A 21,962-nucleotide genomic window follows, 5' to 3' on the forward strand; every position below is an offset into this window, starting at 1 on the left:
GGGCTCGCGCGCCGATAACCTGGGCGCATGCCTGTGACCATGAACCTCACCCTCACCCTCGACGGCGTGACGTACGGGGAGCTGTACGAGTTCGTCGACGCCGTGCGCGCGGCCGGCGTCCCGGCCGACGAGCGGGTCCGCTGCATCGGCTCCGACGACAAGGGCGACCGCTTCGAGGTGGAGCTCGGCCCGGATCGTCGTCGCCCCGGCGCGGCTCGCGCGGCCTCAGGCGCCCTGGTGGGGCAGCCGGTGGACCCGCCCTCCGCGTCGCCGTCCTCGCCGACCGTCGCGTCGGTGGCCGAGACGGTGCGCTCGATGGTGCGCAACGGTGACGACCTGGACCGGGTCATCGCCGCGCTGGGAGACCTGCGCAAGTTCCTGCGTTGAGCGGTCGGCGCCCGGTCGCCCGGGCCGTCGCGGTGCTCACGGCGCTCGTCGCCGCGGCGGGGGTCGCGTTGCACCACTCCCGCGCGGAGATCGCGGTGGTTCCGGTCCTGGCGTCCTTCGCCGTGGTGTTCTGGGCGTTCTCGCTGGTCGCGCTCATCGCCGCGGTGCGGGCCCGGTCGGTGTTGCTCGGGATCGTGGCCGCCGCGCTGGTCGGCGTGGGCGCGGTGCAGTACGCGCCGATGGTGGGACCGGCACCTGAGGTCGACGACGACGAGGGCGTCGGGGTGCGGGTGATGGTGCAGAACCTCGAGTACGGCCGGGCCGCCCCGCACGACGTGGTGCGGGCGGTACGCACCGGAGGGGTGGACCTGCTCCTGACGGTCGAGACGACCCCGGAGTCGGCGGACGCGCTGCGCACCGCCGGTCTCACCGGCCTGCTCCCGCACGAGGCCGCCTCCACCGCGCCCACCACGCAAGGGGTCGCCGTGTGGTCGCGGTTCCCGCTCTCGGCGCCGGAGCGGGTGCCCGGCTTCAGCCTGGGGCTGGTGCGCACGGAGATGGCCGGGCCCGGCGGGCCGGTCACGGTGGTGGCCGCGCACCCGGTGGCCCCCGTCTTCGACGCCGCGCTGGCGGTCGAGGAGGCCGACCGCCTGCGGTCGTACCTGGGCAGCCTGCCGGGGCCGGCCCCGGTGATCGTGGGCGGGGACTTCAACGCCACCTGGGACCACGTGCGGTTCCGAGACCTGCGCGACCTCGGGTACACCGACTCGGTCTCCGGGGGCCGTGACGGCTGGGTGCCCACCTGGCCGGCTGGCCGGCGGTTCCCGCCGCTCATCGGGATCGACCACGTGCTGGCGCGGGGCGCGGTCGCGGTGGGGGAGACGGAGACCGTCGAGGTGGACAGGACCGACCATCTGGGCGTGCTCGCCACGGTGCGTCTGCCCGCTCCCCGCGGAGAGTGACCTACCATGCGCACCATGAGTACACGTTCGCGCGCGGCCGGAGTCGTCGTCGCCACCGGCGCGGTGCTGGCGGCCGTCCTCGCGGGGTGCGGCGGGGCGACCGTGGAGGGGGAGGCGCCGGAGGTGTCGGCGGAGCCCACCACATCGGCGCCTGCGACCCCGTTCGCCGAGGAGCTGCCGGAGAAGCCGACCGGGCCGGTACCGCCGCCCCCGCCGCAGTCGCCGGAGCCCGGGCCGATGCCCGGCGAGCCGGAGCCGCTACCGCCGCCCGCGGAGGTCGCGCCCGCACCGGGTGCGGACCCGTCCGCCGCGCCGGCTCCGCCCGCTCCGGGCGCCGGCGACTTCGCGGTGCTGCTACAGCGTCGCGGGGTGACACTGCCCGCGGGCGTGGACCCGGTCGCCACGGCCACCGAGGCGTGCGGTCGCTTCGACGGCGGTCAGCAGATGGACGAGGTGTCCGGCTGGCTCGGCGACCGCGCCGGGCTCGACCCGGACGGGCAGGGGTTCTTCCTCGGCGCCGCGGTGGGGACCTACTGCCCGGAGAACTTTCCCAAGCTGGGCTGAGGCCCGTCGCTCACATGCGGGCGAACCGGGCCCGCGCGATCGAGTACACGCCGAACAGGGCGATGCCCGCGCCGGTGAGGACGAGCAGCACCTGGCCGAAGGGCTGCTCGCCGACCGTGCGCAGCGCGGCGTCCAGCCCGCCGGCCTTCTCGGGGTCCGCGGTGACGACGGCCGCGATCACCAGCCCACCGAGGATCGCCAGCGCCACCCCCTTGGCGACGTATCCGACGCGCCCCGCGATGACCATCGCGCGGCCGATCTCACCGCGGCCGGTGCGTTCGAGGTCCTCGACGAACTTCGCGGTCGCGCCCTTGTACACGTGGTAGCCGCCCACGCCGAGCAGGACCAGACCCACGACCACCAGCACCACCTTCCCGGCGCCCGAGCCCAGCAGGCCGGCCGTGGCGTCGGACGCCGTCTCCGAATCGGACCCGCCACCGCCGGACGCGAACCGTGCGGTGGTCAGCCCCAGGGCCACGTAGACGGCGGCCTTCGCGCCGGCCTTGAGCCGGTCGGAGGCCTCCTCGGACCCCAGCAGCATCTCGACGACCTGCCACAGGCCCAGGGCGATGAACGCCGCCGCGCCCGCCCAGAGCATCATCGTGCCGCCCGGCGCTGAGGCGATCTGGGCGAGCGCGCCGGAGTTGGAGGCCTCGCCGCCGCCGGAGCCCAGGGCGATCCGCACGGCGATCCAGCCGATGAGGAGGTGCACCACGCCGTTCATCACGAAGCCCGCGCGGGCCAGCCACTCGAGCGCCGGGTGGTCGACGGCGGACCGGGCGGCGCCGGACGCGGACCGTGCGGTGCCGGTGGCGGAACGGGAACGCAGGGGCGAGTTCATGGCCGGATTCTCCCACGCCTGCGGGCGTTTCCCATCCGGTCCCGGGTCACCCTCGATCTCGCCGAGGACCTCGTTGCGGCGCCGCAGTTCGGCCAGACGCAGCTCGGCGGCGCGGTGTTCCTCCATGCGCTGCCGCGCCTGCTCGGCCAGGGCGTCCGCCTCGACCTCGGCGAGCAGCAACTGGAGGCGGTCCTTCTGTTCCCGCAGGGTCTCCACGGACGTCTCCATGGCGATGAGTTTGCGGGAGCCGGCCGTGGCGTGGAGGAAGGGGTTGCGTTCGAGGATGAGGCGGGCCTCCTCGGGGTCCAGCACCCGCGAGAGCTTGAGCAGGACCGGGTAACCCTGTCCCTCGCGGTCGGCCTCGGGGTCGTGTTCGGGGTCCAGGGCGGCGGCGACCACCTTGAGCGGCCTGGCCCGCGGGGAGGCGCTGCGGAAGTCGAAAGCGTCCGTGTCCATGGTGATCCCGGCTCCTTCCCGGCCCACCGCCCGGTGGCGATCCGGGCGACCAGTGCTACCTGGCACAACCGTAAACGCCCCGGCCGTGGGGCCGGGGCGTTTCGGGTTTCCGGGGCTATGGGCTCCGGATCATGCAGGGCCGGCGATCAGATCGCCGTGCGCTCAGCAGTCGTAGTAGAGCTCGAACTCGTGCGGGTGCGGCCGCAGGTTGACCGGGGCGATCTCCTTCTCCCGCTTGTACGAGATCCAGTTCTCGATGAGGTCCTCGGTGAACACGCCGCCCTCGGTGAGGTAATCGTGGTCCTGCTCGAGGCGGTCGATCACCGCGGGCAGGGAGGTGGGCGCCTGCGGGATGTCCGCGGCCTCCTCCGGCGGCAGCTCGTAGAGGTCCTTGTCGACCGGCGCCATCGGCTCGATCTTGTTCTTCACGCCGTCCAGGCCGGCCATCATCATCGCGGCGAACGCGAAGTACGGGTTGCCCGAGGAGTCGGGGCAACGGAACTCGATGCGCTTGGCCTTGGGGTTGTTGCCCGTGATCGGGATGCGGACACAGGCCGAGCGGTTGCGTTGCGAGTACACGAGATTGATCGGCGCCTCGTAGCCGGGCACGAGCCGGTGGTACGAGTTGATCGTCGGGTTGGTGAACGCCAGTAGCGACGGCGCGTGGTGCAGGATGCCGCCGATGTAGTACCGGGCGATGTCCGACAGCCCGGCGTAGCCCGACTCGTCGTGGAACAGCGGCTGGCCGTCCTTCCACAGCGACTGGTGGGCGTGCATACCCGAACCGTTGTCGCCGAAGAGGGGCTTGGGCATGAAGGTGGCGGACTTGCCGTTCTTCCACGCGGTGTTCTTGACGATGTACTTGAAGAGCTGGACGTCGTCCGCGGCGTGGAGCAGGGTGTTGAACTTGTAGTTGATCTCCTGCTGGGCGCCCGCGACCTCGTGATGGAAGCGCTCGAGCTCGAAGCCGGCGTTCGTGAGGTTGGTGGACATCTCGTCGCGCAGGTCCACGAAGTGGTCGTACGGGGCGACGGGGAAGTACCCGCCCTTCTCGCGGACCTTGTAGCCGAGGTTGGGGGAGCCGTCGGCCTCGGAGCCCGCGCCGCTGTTCCAGTGGCCGGCGCTCGAGTCGACCTCGTAGAAGCCGTGGTTCGTCCCGGAGCCGTAGCGGACGGAATCAAAGACGAAGAACTCGGCCTCGGCGCCGAAGAAGCACGTGTCGGCGATGCCGGTGGAGATCAGGTACTCCTCGGCCTTACGGGCGACGTTGCGTGGGTCGCGGCTGTAGGCCTCGCGGGTGAACGGGTCGTGGACGAAGCAGCTGACGTTGAGCGTCTTGGCCCGGCGGAAGGGGTCAAGGCGGGCGGTGGCGACGTCCGGGAGGAGCATCATGTCCGACTCGTGGATGGACTGGAAACCCCGGATGGAGGAGCCGTCGAAGGCCAGGCCGTCCTCGAACAAGTCCTCGTCGAACGCCGCTGCGGCGATCGTGAAGTGCTGCTCGTTGCCCGGCAGGTCGGTGAACCGGATGTCGACGTACTCGACGCCCTCGTCCTTGATGAACTTGATGACCTCGTCCGGAGTGGAGAATGCCACGATTCGCTCCTCGTCTCTTCAAGTGCGACGGGCGACCGGTGTCTCCCGTCGTGCGGTGACCTCACGATATGGGCGAGGTGTTGCCCGGCCGTCAAGCGAATGTTTCGCCGGTGTTACACGAGACGGCCGGGGGTGTCCCTCCCAATGGGACAAGCCTAGTCGTGCGGGGCGGGGGTCGCCGACATGAGGAACGGCAGCTCGCCGGGCTACGCTGGCCACATGCGTGATGTAGCGGGATCGTGGCTGTCCGGACCCACGTCCGGCAGCGGGCCGGAGCAGAAGTTCAAGGGCGAGAACCTCGGTCTGCCAGAGTCCGGCCCGGGCTCGATGGCCCCGCTCGGTGTCCGTTTCGGAGCCCTCGTGGTCGACTGGTTCCTGGCCTACGGCCTGGTGGCCGCGGTCGTGTCGGTGGCCGGGCCCGGTGTGCTGGGCGGTGACTCGTTCGCGGCGGTGTCCAGTTGGGCGGTGCCGTTGGTGTGGGGCGTGATCGGCGTGGTCTGCGTCTGGCTGTTCGCGCAGACCCCGGGCCAGGCGGTGCTCGGGATCGGCACCGCCCGGGTGGACGAGGAGGAGCGGGTCGGTTTCCTGCGTTCCCTGGTGCGGGTGGTGTTCATCTTCTTCCTGCTGCCCCCGCTTATCCAGGACGAGGACGGCCGCGGCATGCACGACCGCGCCACAGGCACGGCGCTCATCCGCTCCCGCTGAGCATCAGCCCCGGCGGCGGGCGCTACGCTGGATGTTGCGGACCTTCGCGCCCTGCGGGACCGGGCCCTTGGGCATCTGGTTCTGCACGCCGGTCTTGGTGCTCAGCGCGCGCAGCCGGGTGTCCAGGGCGTCGACCTTGGCGCGGCTGATGTTCATCGGGTAGCGGGTGAGGCGCCGGTTGAGCTTGCGCAGCGGCACCTGCTCCGGGGTCGCGTCGGTCTCGTCGCCCACGATCAGTTCGTAGATCGGGGTGTCGCCCACGACGCGGGCAACCTTCTTCTTCTCCTGCGTCATGAGCGGCTTGAGCCGGTGCGGTTGGCCCTCGCCGACGAGCACGATCCCACAGCGGCCGACCACGCGGTGGACGGCGTCGAAGCTGGTGGTGGCGGCGACGGCCTGGTTGACCCGCCACCCCGACCGCAGCTGGTCCAGCGCCCACGCGGCGGCGCCCGGCTGCCCCTCGGCCTTGCCGTACACGGTGTTCTGCACGCGCCGCGAGAAGACGACCATCGCGAGCATGAGGCCCACGAGCACACCCAGCGGCAACATCCACCACTCGCCGCCCCACAGGGTGCCGAGGAGGAAGAACACCACGGCCGAGAGGACGAGTGCACCGATCATCAGCGGCCACAGGAGCTTGTCCTGCTTGGACTGGATCTTCAGCGCCTGCCACATCTGGCCGCGCTGCTCCTTGCCCGCCGCCCGCCGTGCGGCCCGGGCCGCCTTCTTGTCCGCCTTGCTGACCTCGCTCTTCGCCATACCCCTGAGGATACGTGGCGTGGGGCGCGGTCAGAGAACCGCGCCGCCCTCGCCCCGAGCGTGACGGGGCGAGGGCGGCGGGAGGAGCGCGGCGGGTGCGGCGCCGGGTGTGCGTGCCCGGGTCAGGCGCGCGCGGCCTCGCGGGCCAGCACGCTCGAGGCCTCCTGCGACGCCGATCCCTCCGAGGTGAGCTGCCGCAGGTGCTCGGGCACCTCCTGGCCGCGGTGCTCGAGCGCCTGGACGTACAGGCGACCGGCGCGGTAGGACGAGCGGACGAGCGGGCCCGCCATGACGCCGGCGAAACCGATCTCGCGGGCCTTGTCGGACAGCTCCACGAACTCCTCGGGCTTGACCCACCGGTCGATGGGGTGGTGCCGGGGGGTGGGGCGTAGGTACTGGGTGATGGTGAGGATGTCGCAGCCGGCGGAGTGCAGGTCCCGCATCGCGTCGACGATCTCCTCGGTGGTCTCGCCCATCCCCAGGATGAGGTTGGACTTGGTCACCAGACCGAAGTCGCGGGCGGCGCGGATCACGTCGAGGGAGCGCTCGAACCGGAACGCGGGCCGGATCCGCTTGAAGATCCGGGGCACGGTCTCCAGGTTGTGTGCGAGCACCTCGGGGCGCGACTCGAAGACCTCGGCCAGCTGGTCGGGGTCGCCGTTGAAGTCGGGGATGAGGTTCTCTACCCCTGTGTTGGGGTTGAGTTCGTGGATCTTGCGGACCGTCTCCGCGTACAGCCAGGCGCCGCCGTCGTCGAGGTCGTCGCGCGCGACGCCGGTGATGGTCGAGTAGCGCAGACCCATCTCGCGGACCGACTCGGCGACACGGCGGGGCTCGTCGCGGTCGAGGGCGGAGGGCTTGCCGGTGTCGATCTGGCAGAAGTCGCAACGACGGGTGCACTGCTCACCGCCGATGAGGAACGTCGCCTCGCGGTCCTCCCAGCACTCGTAGATATTGGGACACCCGGCCTCCTCACACACCGTGTGCAGACCGCCACCTCGCACGAGGCCCTTCAGTTCCTTGTACTCGGGGCCCATCGTGGCACGCGTACGGATCCACGACGGTTTGCGTTCGATGGGAGTCTCGGCGTTGCGGGCCTCGATGCGCAGGAGCTTGCGGCCCTCGGGAGTCACAGTCACGTCACCAAGACTACGCGTGGTTCAGGACACGGGCAGTCGGCCGTCGAGCGCCTCCACCAAGTCGGAGGTGACCTGATCGAGAACGTCCGACACGGTGACCGTGCGGCCGAGTTCGGCGGTGAGCGAGGTGATCCCGGCGTCGACGATCCCGCACGGCACGATCCGGGAGAACGCGGTCAGGTCGCAGTCGCAGTTGAGGGAGAACCCGTGCATTGTCACCCCGCGTTGGACGCGGATCCCGATCGCGGCGATCTTGCGTTCGGGCCGCGCGCCCGCGGCCGCGCACCAGACCCCGGAGCGACCGTCGACGCGGCCGGCCTCCACGCCGAGCCGGGCACAGGTGGTGATGAGTGCCTGCTCGACGCGGCGCACGTACTCGACCACGTCGATCGGGTCGGTCAGCGCGACGATCGGGTACCCGACGAGCTGGCCCGGGCCGTGCCAGGTGATTCGCCCGCCGCGATCCACGTCGACGACCGGGGTGCCGTCGACCGGCCGGTCGGACGGCTCCGTCCGCTTGCCGGCGGTGTAGGTGGCGGGGTGCTCGAGGAGCAGCACGGTGTCTCCGCGTCGCCCGTCGGCGCGCTCCTCGGCCAGGGTGCGCTGGAGGTCCCACGTGGGGGAGTACTCGACGGTGCCGAGCCGCCGGATCTCCGGGGCGGACGGGTCGCGGCGCAGGGACTGACCGGTGTGAGACATACCACCAGGGTAGGCCGCGTGGGCGCGCGTGGCCCGGGAGGGTGGTACCACGACGACGGGCGCCCTCCCCGTAAGGAGGACGCCCGTCGCGTGGTCGGCGGAACCGGCGGTGGGACTACAGTCCGAGGTCGCCCTCGAACTCGGCCTTCTCCAGGCGGTCCTTGACCGTGGTGAGGAAACGGCCGGCGTCGGCGCCGTCGATCAGCCGGTGATCGTAGGTCAGCGGGGTGTAGCCCATCGACCGGATGGCGATCGACTCGCCGTCGTCGTCGGCATCCACCACCGGACGGCGCACGATCGCGCCGGTACCCAACATCGCCGCCTGCGGCGGGACCAGGATCGGGGTGTCGAAGAGGGCACCCTCGCTACCGATGTTGGTGATGGTGAACGTGCCGCCCGCGAGATCGTCCGGGGTCAGCTTGGACGACCGGGCCCGCTCCGCGAGGTCGTTGATCGCCTTGGACAGGGCCGGGATGTCCATGTCCTGGGCGTTCTTGATGACCGGCGAGAGCAGTCCGGCCTCGGTGTCCACGGCGATGCCGAGGTTCACCGACCCGTGGTAGGTGATCTCGTTGGAGTCCTCGTTGTACGAGGCGTTGACGTTGGGGTGCGAGACCAGGGCCTCGACCACGGCCTTGGCGTAGAACGGCAGGTAGGTCAGTTTGACGCCGTGCTTGTCGGCGAACTTCTCCTTGACCTGCGAGCGCAGCTGCGCCACCCGGGTCATGTCCACCTCGAAGACCTGCGTGAGCTGAGCGGTCTGTTGCAGCGACTCACGGGTCTTCTGCGCCGTGATCTTGCGGATCCGGTTGGCCTTCTTGGTGGTGCCGCGCAGCTCCGCGAGCTCGGGCCGGACGCCGGCCTTCGACGGGCCGCCGCTGGGCGCCTTCTCCTCGGCCGGGGCCTCGGAACCGGAGTCGGAGCCCGAGCCCTCGGCCGCCGCGAGGACGTCCTGCTTACGGATCCGGCCGCCGATACCGGTGCCCTTGACCGAGTCCAAGTCGACGCCGTGCTCCTGCGCGAGCTTGCGCACGAGCGGGGTGACGTACGGCGAGGTGCCGGCCTTGGCGGCGGCGGCGGGCTCGGCCCGGGGCGGGACCGCGTCGGACGACTCGTCCGCGGAGGACGTCCTCGGCGCCGGCTTCGCGGAATTCTTCGCGGAGGTGTCCTCGGACTTCTTCTCGGCCTTGGCCGCGGCCTCGGTCTCCTGGGCGGGGGTGTCCTCGGGGACCTCGTCCTCGCCGGAGGCGTCGACGCCCTCGTCCTTGGCGTCGGTCGCGTTCTGATCCTCGGCCGACTGGTCGTCGTCGCTCGCGTCGTCGGTGTCGTCGGAGCTGCCGGAGCCGTCGCCGATGACGGCGAGGGTGGCGCCGACCTCGACGGTCTCGTCCTCCTCGGCGACGATCTTCTGGACGGTGCCGGCGACAGGCGAGGGGATCTCGGTGTCGACCTTGTCGGTGGAGACCTCGAGCAGGGGCTCGTCGACCTCGACGGTGTCGCCGACGGCCTTGAGCCAGCGGGTGATGGTGCCCTCGGTGACGGACTCGCCGAGCTCGGGCATGGTCACGTCGGTGCCCTTGCCGCCACCGGAGCCGCCGGAGGACTTCTTCGCGGGGGCGGGCTCGTCGTCGGCCTCGTCCGCGGAGTCGGACGCGTCGTCCGCGCCCTGGTCGTCGGAGGCGGGAGCGTCAGCTGCGTCGTCGTCGCTGTCCGAGTCGTCGTCGCCCGCGTCGCCCGCGTCGTCGGAGCTGCCGGAGCCGTCGCCGATGACGGCGAGGGTGGCGCCGACCTCGACGGTCTCGTCCTCCTCGGCGACGATCTTCTGGACGGTGCCGGCGACTGGCGAGGGGATCTCGGTGTCGACCTTGTCGGTGGAGACCTCGAGCAGGGGCTCGTCGACCTCGACGGTGTCGCCGACGGCCTTGAGCCAGCGGGTGATGGTGCCCTCGGTGACGGACTCGCCGAGCTCGGGCATGGTCACGTCGGTGCCCTTGCCGCCGCCGGAGCCGCCGGAAGACTTCTCCGCGGGGGCGGGCTCCTCCGCGGGCGCGTCTTCCTCGTCCGCGGAGTCGTCGGCCTGCTCGGCCTGATCAGCGTCCGCGTCGTCGGCGGCGTCGTCGCCCGAGTCATCGGACCCGCCGGAGCCGTCGTCGATGACCGCCAGCTCGCCGCCGATCTCGACGGTCTCGTCCTCCTCGGCGACGATCTTCTGCAGGGTGCCCGCAGCAGGAGAGGGGATCTCGGTGTCGACCTTGTCGGTGGAGACCTCGAGCAATGGCTCGTCGACCTCGACCGTGTCCCCCTCCTTCTTGAGCCAGCGGGTGACGGTCCCTTCGCTGACGGATTCACCGAGAGCCGGCATCTGTACGGAGAAGGCCATGGTGTCGTGACTCCTCGAGAGGTCTAGAAGCGCTGCTCCCCGGCGCGGTCAGCGCCCGCGGTGAGCGGCGTCGTGGGTGGGTCAACTGTCTGTTCGTCGATAGCGCCTCGGACGGACCCGCGGTGGCGACCCGGCCGGACGATCGCCGTCCATTGTGCCCTCTGCCACTGGATGGTGTCGTCGGACGCCCCGATCCGAGCCGAGCCGGACAACGAATTCCCCCGTGGGTGACGCGATCCGCGCTGCTCGCGGCAGATACGATCGATCCGGCGTGACCGGCCCCACCCCGGACGGGGGCCGGCGGGAGGAGGCCGACAGTGGGGATCCGCGACCTGTTCGGGCGTCGTCGGCGGGGGATCGCCGCCGACCCGGCCGACCTCGACCACCTCCGCCGGTGGTGCCGCACGCGGGTGGGCGTCGAGGCCTACCTCGAGCCCGAGACCCTCGTCTCCGTGCCGGGCCTGTGCCTCGTCGCGTTCGACGGTGAGTGGACCCGCCGCCCGGTCGGCGACGTCGCCACCGCCCGCAGGCTCGCCGCGCGGTTGAAGCTGCCGCTCTTCGACGCCTCGATCCAGGGCTACCCGCAACGCATGCGGGACTACGAACAGGTCCGCATCACCCGCGAGAAACGCGAACGCGCCCGCCGGCTGCGCGAACAGATGCGCGAGGCCGACGGGCGCTGACCGGATCCGGCGCACCGGGGCGGTCAGCCCGCCGCGGCGATGTCCTCGAGCACTGCGAGCATCGTGCGGACCGGGACGCCGGTGCCGCCCTTGGGCAGGTAACCCTCCGGACCGCCGTCGTTGTAGGCGGGGCCGGCGACGTCGATGTGCGCCCACTCCACGCCCTCGCCGACGAACTCGCGCAGGAACAGCCCGGCCGAGAGCATGCCGCCCCAGCGGTTGGGGGTGACGTTGGTCATGTCCGCCACCTCGGAGTCGAGTCCGTCGCGCAGCTCCTCCGGCAGCGGCATCGGCCAGCCGCCCTCGCCGACCGACCGGCTCAGCTCGGCGACCCGGTCACGGAACTCGTCGGTGCCCATGACGCCCGGGGTCTTCTTGCCCAGCGCCACCATCTGCGCTCCGGTCAGCGTGGCCGTGTCGATGAGGTACGAGGGGGAGTCCTCGCAGGCCCGGACGATCGCGTCGGCCAGGATGAGCCGGCCCTCGGCGTCGGTGTTCTGCACCTCGACGGTCGTGCCGCCGTACATGGTGAGTACGTCGCCCGGCCGGTAGGCCGTGGCCGACGGCATGTTCTCGGCCATCGGGACGGTCGCCACCACCGTCAGGTCCAGACCCAGGCGCGCGGCGAGGATGACGGTCGCGACCACCGCCGCCGCACCGCCCATGTCCATCGTCATCTGCTCCATGCCGGCGGCCGGCTTGATGGAGATGCCGCCGGTGTCGAAGGTGATGCCCTTGCCCACCAGGGCCACGGTGGGTCGACCCTCGGCGCCCCGGTGGGTGAGCCGCACCATGCGCGGGCCGCGGGAGGAGCCGCCGCCCACGGCGAGGATGCCGCCGTAGCCACCTTCGGTGAGCGCCTCCTCGTCCAGCACCTCGACCTCCAGACCGGCGTCGCGGGCCAGTTCTGCGGCCCGATCGGCGAACGATCCGGGGAACAGCAGGTTGGGCGGGGTGTTGACCAGATCGCGCGCCAGCCCGACACACTCGGCGACGGTGGCGGCGCGGGTCACGGCGTCGGCGCCGCCCTCGGCGACGAACACCTTCAGCGAATCGCTGTTCTCGTCGTCGTCGTCGTTTTTCGAGGTGACCTTGGCCGGGCGGAACGATCCGAGCCCCGCTCCCAGGGCCACCGGCTCCGCGCGCTCGGCGTCCAGCAACACCAGGGCGGACCCGAGTCCGCGGCAGGCCCGCGCGGCGGCGCCGGCCGCGCGGCGCAGGGACTCGTCGGACACCTCGTCGTCGGAGGACCCGAGCCCCACCAGCACCACGGACCCGGCCGACACACCGTCCGGCGCCGGGACACGGGTGGTGGAGGCGACCTTGGTGGACGCGCCCACCGACCGCGCGACCGCGGCGAGCGCCGCGGTGACCCCACCCTCCAGGCCGGGGGCGACGACAACGGGCGCCGCATCCTCTCCGGCCCCGGCATCGGCCGCGATACCGACCACCACGACGTCGGCGTCCACCGGCGTCGTGACCGCCTCGATCGGGGCGAGATCAGGGCTGTGGGTGAGGATCGACTGCGCGGTCGGCATGAAGCGCTCCTGGGGGTCGGCGGGACGTACGGGAAGGGTCGTGATGCCCGGACGACGCGGCGGGACCGCCACGGCGAGGGCACCATAGTCTATCGACTAACGTGGGCAGGCAGCCGGACCGTAGAGCGCGAGGAGTGGCCACATGACAGACACAGGGGACCTTCACGAGGGACCACTGCACTCCCGCCACGTGGAGGCCGGCGCGACCTTCGCCCCGTTCGGCGGCTGGTCGATGCCGGTGCAGTACGCCGGCACCGTCGCCGAACACACCGCCACCCGCACGGCCGTCGGGCTGTTTGACGTCAGCCACCTCGGCAAGGCGCTCGTGACCGGCCCGGGCGCCGCGGAGTTCGTCAACTCGTGCTTCACCAACGACCTCGACCGGATCGCCGCCGGCAGCGCCCAGTACACGCTGTGCTGCGACGAGTCCGGGGGAGTGGTGGACGACCTCATCGCCTACCGGGTCTCCGACTCCGAGATCTTCCTCATCCCCAACGCCGCCAACACCGCCGAGGTGGTCCGGCGGATGCAGGCCGCCGCCGCCGAGCGGGCGCCCGGGGTCACCGTCACCGACGAACACCGTTCCCGCGCCGTGATCGCGGTCCAGGGCCCGCTCGCCGGAGAGGTGCTCGAGGCGGTGGGGCTGCCGACCGACCTCGACTACATGGCGTACGTCGACGCCGGCTGGAACGGACACTCCGTGCGGGTCTGCCGTACCGGGTACACCGGCGAGTACGGATTCGAGGTGCTGCCCGCCTGGGACGAGGCCGGCCCGATCTGGGATGCGCTCGCCGAGCAGGTGCTGTCCCGTGAGGGCGCCCTGTGCGGTCTCGGTGCCCGCGATTCGCTGCGCACGGAGGCCGGCTACCCGCTGCACGGCAACGAACTGTCCGTGGACCTCAGCCCGCTCGAGGCACGCTGCGCCTGGGCCATCGGCTGGGACAAGCCCGCCTTCTGGGGGCGCGAGGAACTGCTGCGTCAGAAGGAGGCCGGCCCCGCCCGCCGGATGTACGCGCTCGAGGTCACCGGACGCGGGATCCCGCGCGCCGGACAGACCGTGCGCGCCGGTGGACGCGACGTGGGCGTCACCAGCTCCGGCACGTTCTCACCGACCCTCAAGACGGGGATCGCGCTCGCGTTCATCGAGCTGGACGCGGGTCTGAAGAAGGGCGACGAGGTCGTCGTCGACGTACGCGGACGAGAGGTACCGTGCCGCCTCGCGGTACCCCCGCTCATCGAGATCCGCACCCGCTGACCCGCCCCCTTCCTCCAGGAACGAGACCCGCCATGCCCGACACGACAGACTTCGACATCCGCCCGTCCGCCTCGCCCAGGACGGCCGACGAGCGCGCCGCCATCCTCGCCGACCCCGGCTTCGGCAAGCACTTCACCGACCACATGGTCACCATCCCGTACGCCGGGGGAGCCTGGGGGACGCCGGTCGTCGAGGCGTACGCGCCCCTCGCGATCGACCCGTCCGCCGTGGTCCTGCACTACGCCCAGACGATATTCGAGGGCCTCAAGGCCTACCGTCAGGCCGACGACTCCATCGCCTCGTTCCGGCCCGAGCAGAACGCCGCCCGCTTCAACCGCTCCGCGCGGCGCCTGGCCATGCCGCAGCTGCCGGAGGAGCTGTTCATGGAGTCGCTGCGCCAGATCGTGGCGATCGACCGTGAGTGGGTGCCCGCCGCCGGCGGTGAGGAGGCGCTCTACCTGCGGCCGTTCATGATCGCCACCGAGACCGGGCTGGGCGTGCGGCCGGCCGACGAGTACCTCTACTCGGTCATCGCCTCCCCTGCCGGCGCGTACTTCTCCCGCGGTGTCGCCCCCGTGAGCGTCTGGCTGAGCACCGAGTACGTCCGCGCCAGCCCGGGCGGCACCGGCGCCGCCAAGTTCGGCGGCAACTATGCCGCCTCGCTGGCCGCTCAGGAGCAGGCCGCAGCCAAGGGCTGCGACCAGGTGGTGTGGCTGGACGCGATCGAGCGGAAGTACGTCGAGGAGATGGGCGGGATGAACCTGTTCTTCGTCCTCGGCTCCGGCGACTCCGCCGAGATCGTGACCCCCGAGCTGTCGGGCTCACTGCTGCCGGGCGTCACCCGGGACAGCCTGCTCACCCTGGCCCGCCATCTGGGTTACCGCGTCACCGAGCGCAAGGTCTCGGTGGAGGAGTGGGAGACCGGGGTCGCGTCCGGGGAGATCTCCGAGGTGTTCGCCTGTGGCACCGCCGCCGTGATCACCCCGGTCGGCTCCGTGCAGCACGCCGACGGCGGCTACACGGTGGGCGACGGGGGCCCCGGCACCATCACGGTTCGCCTACGCGAGACGCTCACCGGGATCCAGCGCGGATCCGTGGAGGACCCGTTCGGCTGGATGACGCGCCTGGCCTGAGCGCACCCGGCCGGCTCCGTCACGCGAGGAGCACCGCCGCGACGAGAGCCGCGGCGGTGCCGGCCTCGATGACCGCGCCGAGGACGTCGCCGTTGACGCCGCCGAACCGGAAGACGACGTGGCGGCCGAAACCCGCCGTGGCCGCGTAGGCGAGGAGGCCCGCCGCCGCGCCGACCACCGGCGCCCACCAGTGGTCGCCGAACCACCCACCGTCGGCCGGCCCGGCTCCGGCCAGTCCCGCGCCGGCGACCGCGCACAGCAGCGCGGTCATCGCCACGGCGACGCGCGACTGCGAGCCCGCCACCATCGCGCCGAAGCCCGTCGCCGAGGCCGCGGGAACCCCGCGGCGAAGCAGCACCACGGGCAGGCAGCGGGACAGGACGAACGCCGCGACGGGGGCCAGCCACGCTCCCGAGACGACCAGCGCGCCGAGCGCGGCGACCTCCGTGAGTAGGACGAGGACCAGCACGGCGGCCCCCATCGGACCCACCGAGCCGGAGCGCATGATCTCGAGCGCTCGATCCGGGCCTGCGTATGAACCCAGCCCGTCGGCGGTGTCGGCCAGCGCGTCGACGTGCATGCCGCGGGTGAGCGCCAGGACGGCCCCGACGCCGATGATCCCGGAGAGCATCGCGCCGGCCCCGAGGGCGTGAGCGCCGTGGGCGAGGGCGGTGGCCGTGGCGCCGCAGACCAGTCCCACGGTCGGCAACGCGGTCATGGCGCGTCCGGCCGCGGACGCGTCGGGGACGCCGCCGCGGCCAACGGGGAGGACCGTCATCCACGACAGCGAGAGGCGGACCGCGTCGAACACGAGCTGTCAGTCCCGGCCGCTGACCCCGGCGTCGGCGAACGTCGCCATCTCCGTGAGGATCGCGACGGCGTTGTGGACGACCGGAAGAGCGGCGACGGCACCACTGCCCTCGCCGAGGCGCATGGCGTGCTCGAGGATCGGGTCGAGTGACAGATAGGTCAGCGCGGCGGAGTGGGCGGGTTCGGCGCTGCGGTGCCCGGCCGCCCACCACTGGCGGGAGCCGGGGGCCAGCGCCTCCGCCATCAGGGCGGCCGAGGTGACCACCGAGCCGTCGAGCAGGCAGGGCGTCCGCCGGACCGCCGCCTGCGCGAGGAACCCGGCCATCGCCGCGAGATCCGCACCACCGACCTTGCGCAGCATCGCCACGGGATCGCGCAGGTCGCCGGACGCGCGGAACATCGCGTCGCGGATGGCGGCGGTCTTGCGCATCCACCCCTCGTCGTCGACCCCGGTCCCGCGTCCCACGAGCTCGACGGGCTCGTGTCCGGTGACCAGGCACGTCAGGACGGTGGCCGGGGTGGTGTTGCCGATGCCGAGGTCACCGGCGATGAGCAGGTCCGCTCCGGAGTCGACCTCCTCGTCGGCGATGCGTCGGCCCGCGGCGATCGCGGCCCGCACCTCCTCGGGGCTCAACGCGTCCTCGCGGTCGATGGACCCACTGGAGCGGCGGATCTTGTGGCCGTCGAGTCCACCGGGACGCTCCGCGGACATCGCCATGTCGGCCACCCGGACGGTCGCGCCGGCGGTGCGGGCGAGGACGGACACGGCCGCACCCCCCGCGACGATGTTGTCGGCCATCTGCAATGTCACCTCCCGCGGGAACGCGGAGACCCCGTGCTCGGCGACCCCGTGATCGCCGGCGAACACCACGGCACGGGCCCGCTCGAGCGGGCGCGGCGGGCAGACGTCCTGGCATGAGGCGATCCAGACGCCGAGCTCCTCCAGGCGCCCCAGAGACGTCGCGGGTTTGGTCAGCGTGAGGTGACGACCCCGGGCCTCTTCGGCGACGGCGTGGGACGGCGGGTGGACCGGGGGGAAGGCGACCGGGTCGTCGTAGTGCGCGACGTCTGAGAGTCCGGGGAAGTCGCGCGGGGCCTCGCCGGCCGCGCCGGTGTGGGGCTCGGTGGGCTCCGCTGTGGTGGACGCGGGCGTCCTGACAGGCGTCGGGGCAGGCGTGACGACGGGCGGGGTGACGGCGTGGGTCGGGCGCGCGTCGTCGAGGGGCAGCGCACGCCCGGCGACGACGAGGACCGCCGAGTCGCACACCTGCGCTAGTCGCCGGTTGAGCGAGCCGATCACGTCGGCGAACACCCGGCCGGAGAGGGTGTCCGGGACCACGCCGAGGCCGACCTCGGGGGAGACCAACACGACCGGGCCGGGGTGCTCGGCGACCGCGGCGACGAGCGCGTCCGTCTCGTCGGCGACCGCTGACCCCCCGTCGGTCCACCCGAGAGTGGCGTCCATGCGTCGGGTGAGCCAGCCCCCGACGTCGTCGACGAGGACGGTCGAGCCCGGGTGCTCGGCGAGGACGCGGGTGACCTCGTCGGTCTCCTCGGTGACCCACTCGTCCGGCCTGCGGTCGCGGTGCGCGGCGATGCGGGCGGTCATCTCCGCGTCGTCGGGGTCGCGACGGGCGGTGGCGACGTACACGACGTCGGTACCGGTGGCGGCGGCCACGGACTCGGCGTGGGCGGATTTACCCGAGCGGGTGCCACCGAGGACGAGCAGGCGCATGGGTCAGACCCTTCCGGGGAGCATCGGGGCGGGATCAGATGGCGTCGCCCGGGCGGACCCGGGGACGCGGGGTGCGCAGCATCCGCGGCTGGGTCGCGCGCATGACCGCGTACCAGCCCATGCCGAAACCGGTGTCGTCGGTGTCGGGGAACCGCTCGCGGACCGCCTTGTTGACGGTGCGACCGAGGAGCACGCCGTCGATCACGACGACCGCGATGAGGACGAGGAACAGCGTCTGGCTGAACGCCAGGAGTTCCGGGTTGGGGATGAGCTGGAAGACGATGACGAACAGCGCGAGTGGCATGAACCAGTTGATGAGGCGGCGATGCGTGTCCACCCAGTCGCGGGCGAAGCGCCGGACCTCGCCGCGATCGCGGGACAGGACGTACCGGTCGTCGCCCTCCATCATGAGCTGGCGACGTTCCTCGCGGGCGGCGCGCTCCTCGGCCTTCGCGGCGCGGCGCTCCTCCTTGGTCATGGAGGCCTGCGCGGCCTTGCGACGCTCCTTCGCCTCCTTACGGGTGAGCGGAGCGGTGACCGGCCCCTGGCGCATCCCGCGGGCGCGCTCCTGGTCGCGGCGCCGGGGCGTGGGCTTGCCCTTGCCCGCGGGACGCCGCGGGTCGACGGCGGGCTCGGGCGTCGGCTCCGTCGCCGCCTCGGGGGCGGGGGAGTCCTTGCCGGTCTCGTCGTCTCTGGAGCCGAATGCGCGCAACTTCACGCACTCAAGGCTAGGCGATCCCCGGTTGTGCCGGACATTCACCCGTACGAGGTGGCAGGCGTATCGTGTGGAGGGGAACGGGAGCCGGGGAATAGAGGACTCCCCGGTGGACGTTGGAATCTGCATACGTCCCCGAAGCCCTCTCGGATCGCAAGGAGAACCGACATGACCACTGCGGAGAACACCGCCACCGGCGTACTGCTCACCGAGGCCGCCGCCGCCAAGGCCAAGGCCCTGCTCGATCAGGAGGGGCGCGACGACCTCTCCCTGCGCATCGCCGTCCAGCCCGGTGGCTGCGCGGGCCTGCGCTACCAGCTCTTCTTCGACGACCGTTCGCTCGACGGCGACGTGGTGGACGACTTCGGCGGCGTCAAGCTCGCTGTCGACCGCATGAGCGTGCCGTACCTCATGGGTGCCTCGATCGACTTCGTCGACACCATCGAGAAGCAGGGCTTCACGATCGACAACCCCCAGGCCACCGGTTCGTGCGCCTGCGGCGACTCGTTCAACTGACCCCTCGGTCGCGCTGACGGCCTGACGACCCGGACCGATCACGCATCGGTCCGGGTCGTCTACTTTCTGGGACATGCCCGTCGTCATCACAGGTTCCATCGCCACCGACCACCTCATGACCTTCTCGGGTCGCTTCTCGGAGCAGCTGCTTCCGGACCAGCTCGCGCACGTGTCGCTGAGCTTCCTGGTGGACTCGCTGCAGATCCGGCGCGGGGGCGTCGGTGGCAACATCGCCTTCGCGCTCGGCGTGCTCGGCCGTCGGCCCCATCTGGTGGGCGCTGCGGGTGCGGACTTCGCCGACTACCGCGACTGGCTCGAGCGGCACGGCGTCGACTGCTCGGCGGTCCACATCAGCTCCGCCCTGCACACCGCCCGGTTCGTGTGCACCACCGACTCGGAGATGGCGCAGCTCGCCTCCTTCTACCCCGGTGCGATGGGGGAGGCCGCCACGATCTCGCTGGCCCGCCTGGTCGAGCGGATCGGCCGGCCGGAGATCGTCCTCATCGGTGCCAACGATCCCACCGCCATGAACTCCCACACCGCGGAGTGCCGCGAGCTGGGCCTGGATTTCGCCGCCGATCCCTCCCAGCAGCTCGCCTTCCTCGACGGCGAGGCGGCCGCGGCCCTGGTGGACGGTGCGCGCTACCTGTTCACCAACGAGTACGAGTACGAGCTGCTGCTCAACAAGACCGGCTGGACGGCGGCCCAACTCGACGCCAAGGTCGGCACCCGCGTCACGACCCGCGGTGGCAAGGGAGTGGTGATCGTCGAGCAGGGCGCGGAGCCGATCGAGGTCGGGATCGTGCCGTCGGACAACCTCCTCGACCCGACGGGCGTGGGCGACGCGTTCCGCGCCGGCTTCCTCAGCGGTGTCCTCGACGGATTGTCGCTGGAGCGCTCGGCCCAGTTCGGTGCGCTCATCGCCACGCACGTCCTCGAGACCACCGGCACCCAGGAGTGGACCATCGACCCGGTGGCCGCGCGCCGCCGCCTCACCGACACCTACGGCGACGCGGCGGCCGAGGAGATCTCCTCGCTCCTTCCGGCCTGACCCGCCGCCCGGTCCGCCGTGCCCGTCCCCGGGCTCAGAGGCGGACCGGGTACTCGCGCCGCTCGATGTCGGGGGAGATGCGCCCCTCCACGAAGATGCCGTGCCAGATCATGAAGCACAGCATGGTCCAGATCCGACGGCTGTGGTCGGAGTCGCCGCGACGGTGTTCGTCGAGCATGCGCATCACAGCGTCCTTGTTCACGTACTCGTCCGTGCCGGACGCCGCCACGTGCTCGCGCGCCCAGTCGTGCAGTTCCGGCCCGGCCAGCCAGTGGCGTGTGGGCACGGGGAAGCCGAGCTTGCGGCGGTGCAGCACGTGCGCGGGCACGATCCGCTCGAGCGCCTTGCGCAGGGCGTACTTGGTGTTGCCGTGGGCGATCTTCTCGGTGTACGGCAGCCGCGAGGCGACCTCGTAGACCTCGCGGTCGAGGAACGGCACGCGCAATTCGAGCGAGTTGGCCATGGTGACCTTGTCCGCCTTGACGAGGATGTCGCCGCGCAGCCACGTGAACAGGTCGAGGTGCTGCATGCGCGCGACGGGGTCCCAGCCGCGGGAGCGCTCGTAGATCGGCGCGGTGACGTCCTGGTGGCTCCACTCCGGGCGGTGGTCGCGCAGGACGGAGCGGACCTGCTCCTCGGAGAACGAGCGGGCGTTGCCGTAGTAGCGGTCCTCCAGGGTCATCGACCCGCGGTGCAGGAGGCTCTTGCCCCGGGTGCCCTCGGGGATCAGTTCGCTGGCCCTGCCGAGCGCGCGACGTAGCGCGCCGGGGACCTTCTCGAACGGCGCGAGCGACAGCGGCTCCTTGTAGATGGTGTAGCCGCCGAACAGTTCGTCGGCGCCCTCGCCGGACAGCACGACCTTGACGTGCTTTCGGGCCTCACGGGCGACGAAGTACAGGGGTACCAGGGCGGGGTCAGCGACCGGCTCGTCGAGGTACCAGATGATCTCGGGGATCGCGGCGGCGAACTCCTCGGGAGAGACGACCTTGACGATGTGCTCGACCCCGATCGCGGCCGCGGACTCGGCAGCGACGTCGATCTCGGAATACCCCTCGCGTTCGAATCCGGTGGTGAAGGTGAGGAGGTTCTCGTTGTGGCGTCGGGCCAGCGCGGCGATGGCGGTGGAGTCGATGCCGCCGGACAGGAACGAGCCCACGGTCACGTCGGCGCGCATGTGCTTCGCGACGGAGTCCTCCAGAGCGGCGGCGATCTCGTCGTAGCGCCGCTCGGCGTCGCCATCGGCGACGGGGGCGACGGGGAAGGTGGGTTCGAAGTACCGCTCGATCACCGGCTCACCGCCGGGGGTGAGGGTGGCGTGGCACCCGGACTCGAGTCGCCGGACGCCGCGGGTGAGGGTCTCGTCCTCAGGGACGTACTGGAGGGTGACGTAGTGCTGGAGGGCGCGGGTGTCGAGGGAGGTGTCGACGACGACGAGGTCGATCAGTTCGGTGATGGACTTCTTCTCGCTCGCGAACACGGTTCCCCCGGGCCCGGTCGCCATATACAGGGGCTTGATGCCGAAGGGGTCGCGGGCGACGAAGAGCGACCGCTCGACGGTGTCCCAGATGGCGAAGGCGAACATGCCGCGGAGCCGACGGACCGCGGCGGGGCCCCAGTGGTGGAAGGCGACGATGATCGGTTCGCCGTCGCCCTCGGTCTCGAAGGTGGCTCCGTACTCGCGGCACAGCTCGTCCCGGAGCTCGAGGTAGTTGTAGATCTCGCCGTTGAACACGAGCGCGTAGCGGTCGGGCTGCTCCGGCGGGCCCCAGCGGAGCGGCTGGTGTGAGTGCGAGATGTCGATGATCGACAGGCGGTTGAACCCGAAGGCCATGTCGCCGTCGACCCAGGTGCCGACCTCGTCGGGCCCGCGGTGGCGCTGGCACCCCATGGCGCCGAGCACGCGGGCCTCGTGGGTACGGGCGGAGCCGTCAGGGGTGATCAGACCTAGTAGGCCACACATTCGTCGGGTACCTCGTCCATCGTCGTCGTAGCGTCAGCGGTGACCCGCCTGGGCGGGTCTGGACGCGTTCGAATACTA

20 protein-coding genes are annotated in these 21,962 nt (G+C 71.6%); 9 read left to right on the forward strand and 11 right to left on the reverse strand.

Annotated elements, in window-relative coordinates; all coding sequences use genetic code 11:
• The first annotated feature begins 27 nt into the window (after positions 1–27).
• Genes C3V38_RS11865 through C3V38_RS11875 form a run of 3 tightly spaced genes read left to right on the forward strand, consistent with a single transcriptional unit; the run spans position 28 to position 1,913 of the window.
• Positions 28–387, forward strand: coding sequence for a hypothetical protein (locus C3V38_RS11865; protein WP_223210192.1), 360 nt, complete (start codon positions 28–30; stop codon positions 385–387).
• Positions 384–1,349: an endonuclease/exonuclease/phosphatase family protein gene (locus C3V38_RS11870; protein WP_063935650.1), complete on the forward strand. Its 966-nt coding sequence runs from the start codon at positions 384–386 to the stop codon at positions 1,347–1,349. The genes C3V38_RS11865 and C3V38_RS11870 overlap by 4 nt, the downstream gene beginning before the upstream one ends.
• 15 nt (positions 1,350–1,364) lie before the next feature.
• Entirely contained in the window at positions 1,365–1,913 is a 549-nt protein-coding gene (locus C3V38_RS11875) for a DUF732 domain-containing protein (RefSeq protein WP_232302958.1), read from the forward strand.
• A gap of 10 nt (positions 1,914–1,923) precedes the next feature.
• Here C3V38_RS11875 and C3V38_RS11880 read toward each other — a convergent pair whose 3' ends face one another.
• The gene (locus tag C3V38_RS11880; RefSeq protein WP_061229309.1) at positions 1,924–2,754 is read right to left on the reverse strand and encodes a DUF1206 domain-containing protein; all 831 of its coding nucleotides are present in this window, start codon (positions 2,752–2,754) and stop codon (positions 1,924–1,926) included.
• Positions 2,755–3,372: 618 nt separating this feature from the next.
• Positions 3,373–4,806 (reverse strand): type I glutamate--ammonia ligase, encoded by a 1,434-nt coding sequence (glnA, locus tag C3V38_RS11890; protein WP_061230037.1) that lies wholly within the window; start codon positions 4,804–4,806, stop codon positions 3,373–3,375.
• Positions 4,807–5,025: 219 nt separating this feature from the next.
• Here glnA and C3V38_RS11895 point away from each other — a divergent pair, with 219 nt between their 5' ends.
• Complete coding sequence (locus tag C3V38_RS11895) at positions 5,026–5,511, forward strand: RDD family protein (protein WP_061230036.1); 486 nt, start codon at positions 5,026–5,028, stop codon at positions 5,509–5,511.
• 3 nt (positions 5,512–5,514) lie between these two features.
• On the opposite strand, the gene C3V38_RS11900 is transcribed toward C3V38_RS11895, so the two are convergent.
• The 4 genes from C3V38_RS11900 to sucB form a co-directional block, all read right to left on the reverse strand.
• Positions 5,515–6,270 (reverse strand): DUF4191 domain-containing protein, encoded by a 756-nt coding sequence (locus C3V38_RS11900; protein WP_061230035.1) that lies wholly within the window; start codon positions 6,268–6,270, stop codon positions 5,515–5,517.
• Between the two features lie 122 nt (positions 6,271–6,392).
• Complete coding sequence (lipA, locus tag C3V38_RS11905; protein ID WP_061230034.1) at positions 6,393–7,409, reverse strand: lipoyl synthase; 1,017 nt, start codon at positions 7,407–7,409, stop codon at positions 6,393–6,395.
• A 21-nt stretch (positions 7,410–7,430) separates the two neighbouring features.
• Entirely contained in the window at positions 7,431–8,108 is a 678-nt protein-coding gene (lipB, locus tag C3V38_RS11910; RefSeq protein ID WP_061230033.1) for a lipoyl(octanoyl) transferase LipB, read from the reverse strand.
• Positions 8,109–8,223: 115 nt separating this feature from the next.
• The gene (sucB, locus tag C3V38_RS11915; protein ID WP_106385828.1) at positions 8,224–10,488 is read right to left on the reverse strand and encodes a 2-oxoglutarate dehydrogenase, E2 component, dihydrolipoamide succinyltransferase; all 2,265 of its coding nucleotides are present in this window, start codon (positions 10,486–10,488) and stop codon (positions 8,224–8,226) included.
• Positions 10,489–10,805: 317 nt separating this feature from the next.
• Here sucB and C3V38_RS11920 point away from each other — a divergent pair, with 317 nt between their 5' ends.
• Positions 10,806–11,171, forward strand: a complete 366-nt coding sequence (locus tag C3V38_RS11920; RefSeq protein WP_007632918.1) for a hypothetical protein — start codon at positions 10,806–10,808, stop codon at positions 11,169–11,171.
• Between the two features lie 23 nt (positions 11,172–11,194).
• Here the strand turns inward: C3V38_RS11920 and C3V38_RS11925 are convergent, their stop codons facing one another.
• Positions 11,195–12,709 (reverse strand): leucyl aminopeptidase, encoded by a 1,515-nt coding sequence (locus C3V38_RS11925; RefSeq protein ID WP_082767850.1) that lies wholly within the window; start codon positions 12,707–12,709, stop codon positions 11,195–11,197.
• A 142-nt stretch (positions 12,710–12,851) separates the two neighbouring features.
• On the opposite strand from C3V38_RS11925, the gene gcvT reads away from it, so the two are divergent.
• A complete protein-coding gene (gene gcvT, locus C3V38_RS11930) occupies positions 12,852–13,964 on the forward strand; it encodes a glycine cleavage system aminomethyltransferase GcvT (protein ID WP_061229909.1) in 1,113 nt (370 codons plus the stop codon).
• Between the two features lie 32 nt (positions 13,965–13,996).
• On the forward strand, positions 13,997–15,097 hold the full coding sequence (locus C3V38_RS11935; RefSeq protein ID WP_061229910.1) for a branched-chain amino acid aminotransferase: 1,101 nt from the start codon (positions 13,997–13,999) through the stop codon (positions 15,095–15,097).
• Positions 15,098–15,116: 19 nt separating this feature from the next.
• Here C3V38_RS11935 and C3V38_RS11940 read toward each other — a convergent pair whose 3' ends face one another.
• Genes C3V38_RS11940 through C3V38_RS11950 form a run of 3 tightly spaced genes read right to left on the reverse strand, consistent with a single transcriptional unit; the run spans position 15,117 to position 18,360 of the window.
• Positions 15,117–15,908 (reverse strand): adenosylcobinamide-GDP ribazoletransferase, encoded by a 792-nt coding sequence (locus C3V38_RS11940; RefSeq protein WP_174705783.1) that lies wholly within the window; start codon positions 15,906–15,908, stop codon positions 15,117–15,119.
• A gap of 6 nt (positions 15,909–15,914) precedes the next feature.
• On the reverse strand, positions 15,915–17,642 hold the full coding sequence (gene cobT / locus C3V38_RS11945; protein WP_106385829.1) for a nicotinate-nucleotide--dimethylbenzimidazole phosphoribosyltransferase: 1,728 nt from the start codon (positions 17,640–17,642) through the stop codon (positions 15,915–15,917).
• 34 nt (positions 17,643–17,676) lie between these two features.
• Positions 17,677–18,360 (reverse strand): DUF3043 domain-containing protein, encoded by a 684-nt coding sequence (locus C3V38_RS11950; RefSeq protein WP_007632905.1) that lies wholly within the window; start codon positions 18,358–18,360, stop codon positions 17,677–17,679.
• 165 nt (positions 18,361–18,525) lie between these two features.
• On the opposite strand from C3V38_RS11950, the gene C3V38_RS11955 reads away from it, so the two are divergent.
• Entirely contained in the window at positions 18,526–18,873 is a 348-nt protein-coding gene (locus tag C3V38_RS11955) for an iron-sulfur cluster assembly accessory protein (protein WP_007632903.1), read from the forward strand.
• Positions 18,874–18,946: 73 nt separating this feature from the next.
• Positions 18,947–19,924, forward strand: a complete 978-nt coding sequence (locus tag C3V38_RS11960; RefSeq protein ID WP_106385830.1) for a carbohydrate kinase family protein — start codon at positions 18,947–18,949, stop codon at positions 19,922–19,924.
• 34 nt (positions 19,925–19,958) lie between these two features.
• On the opposite strand, the gene asnB is transcribed toward C3V38_RS11960, so the two are convergent.
• The gene (gene asnB / locus C3V38_RS11965; protein ID WP_106385831.1) at positions 19,959–21,884 is read right to left on the reverse strand and encodes an asparagine synthase (glutamine-hydrolyzing); all 1,926 of its coding nucleotides are present in this window, start codon (positions 21,882–21,884) and stop codon (positions 19,959–19,961) included.
• Positions 21,885–21,962: the final 78 nt, after the last annotated feature.

The sequence above is a fragment of the Dietzia sp. oral taxon 368 genome (assembly GCF_002999155.1).
Classification (GTDB): domain Bacteria; phylum Actinomycetota; class Actinomycetes; order Mycobacteriales; family Mycobacteriaceae; genus Dietzia; species Dietzia cinnamea.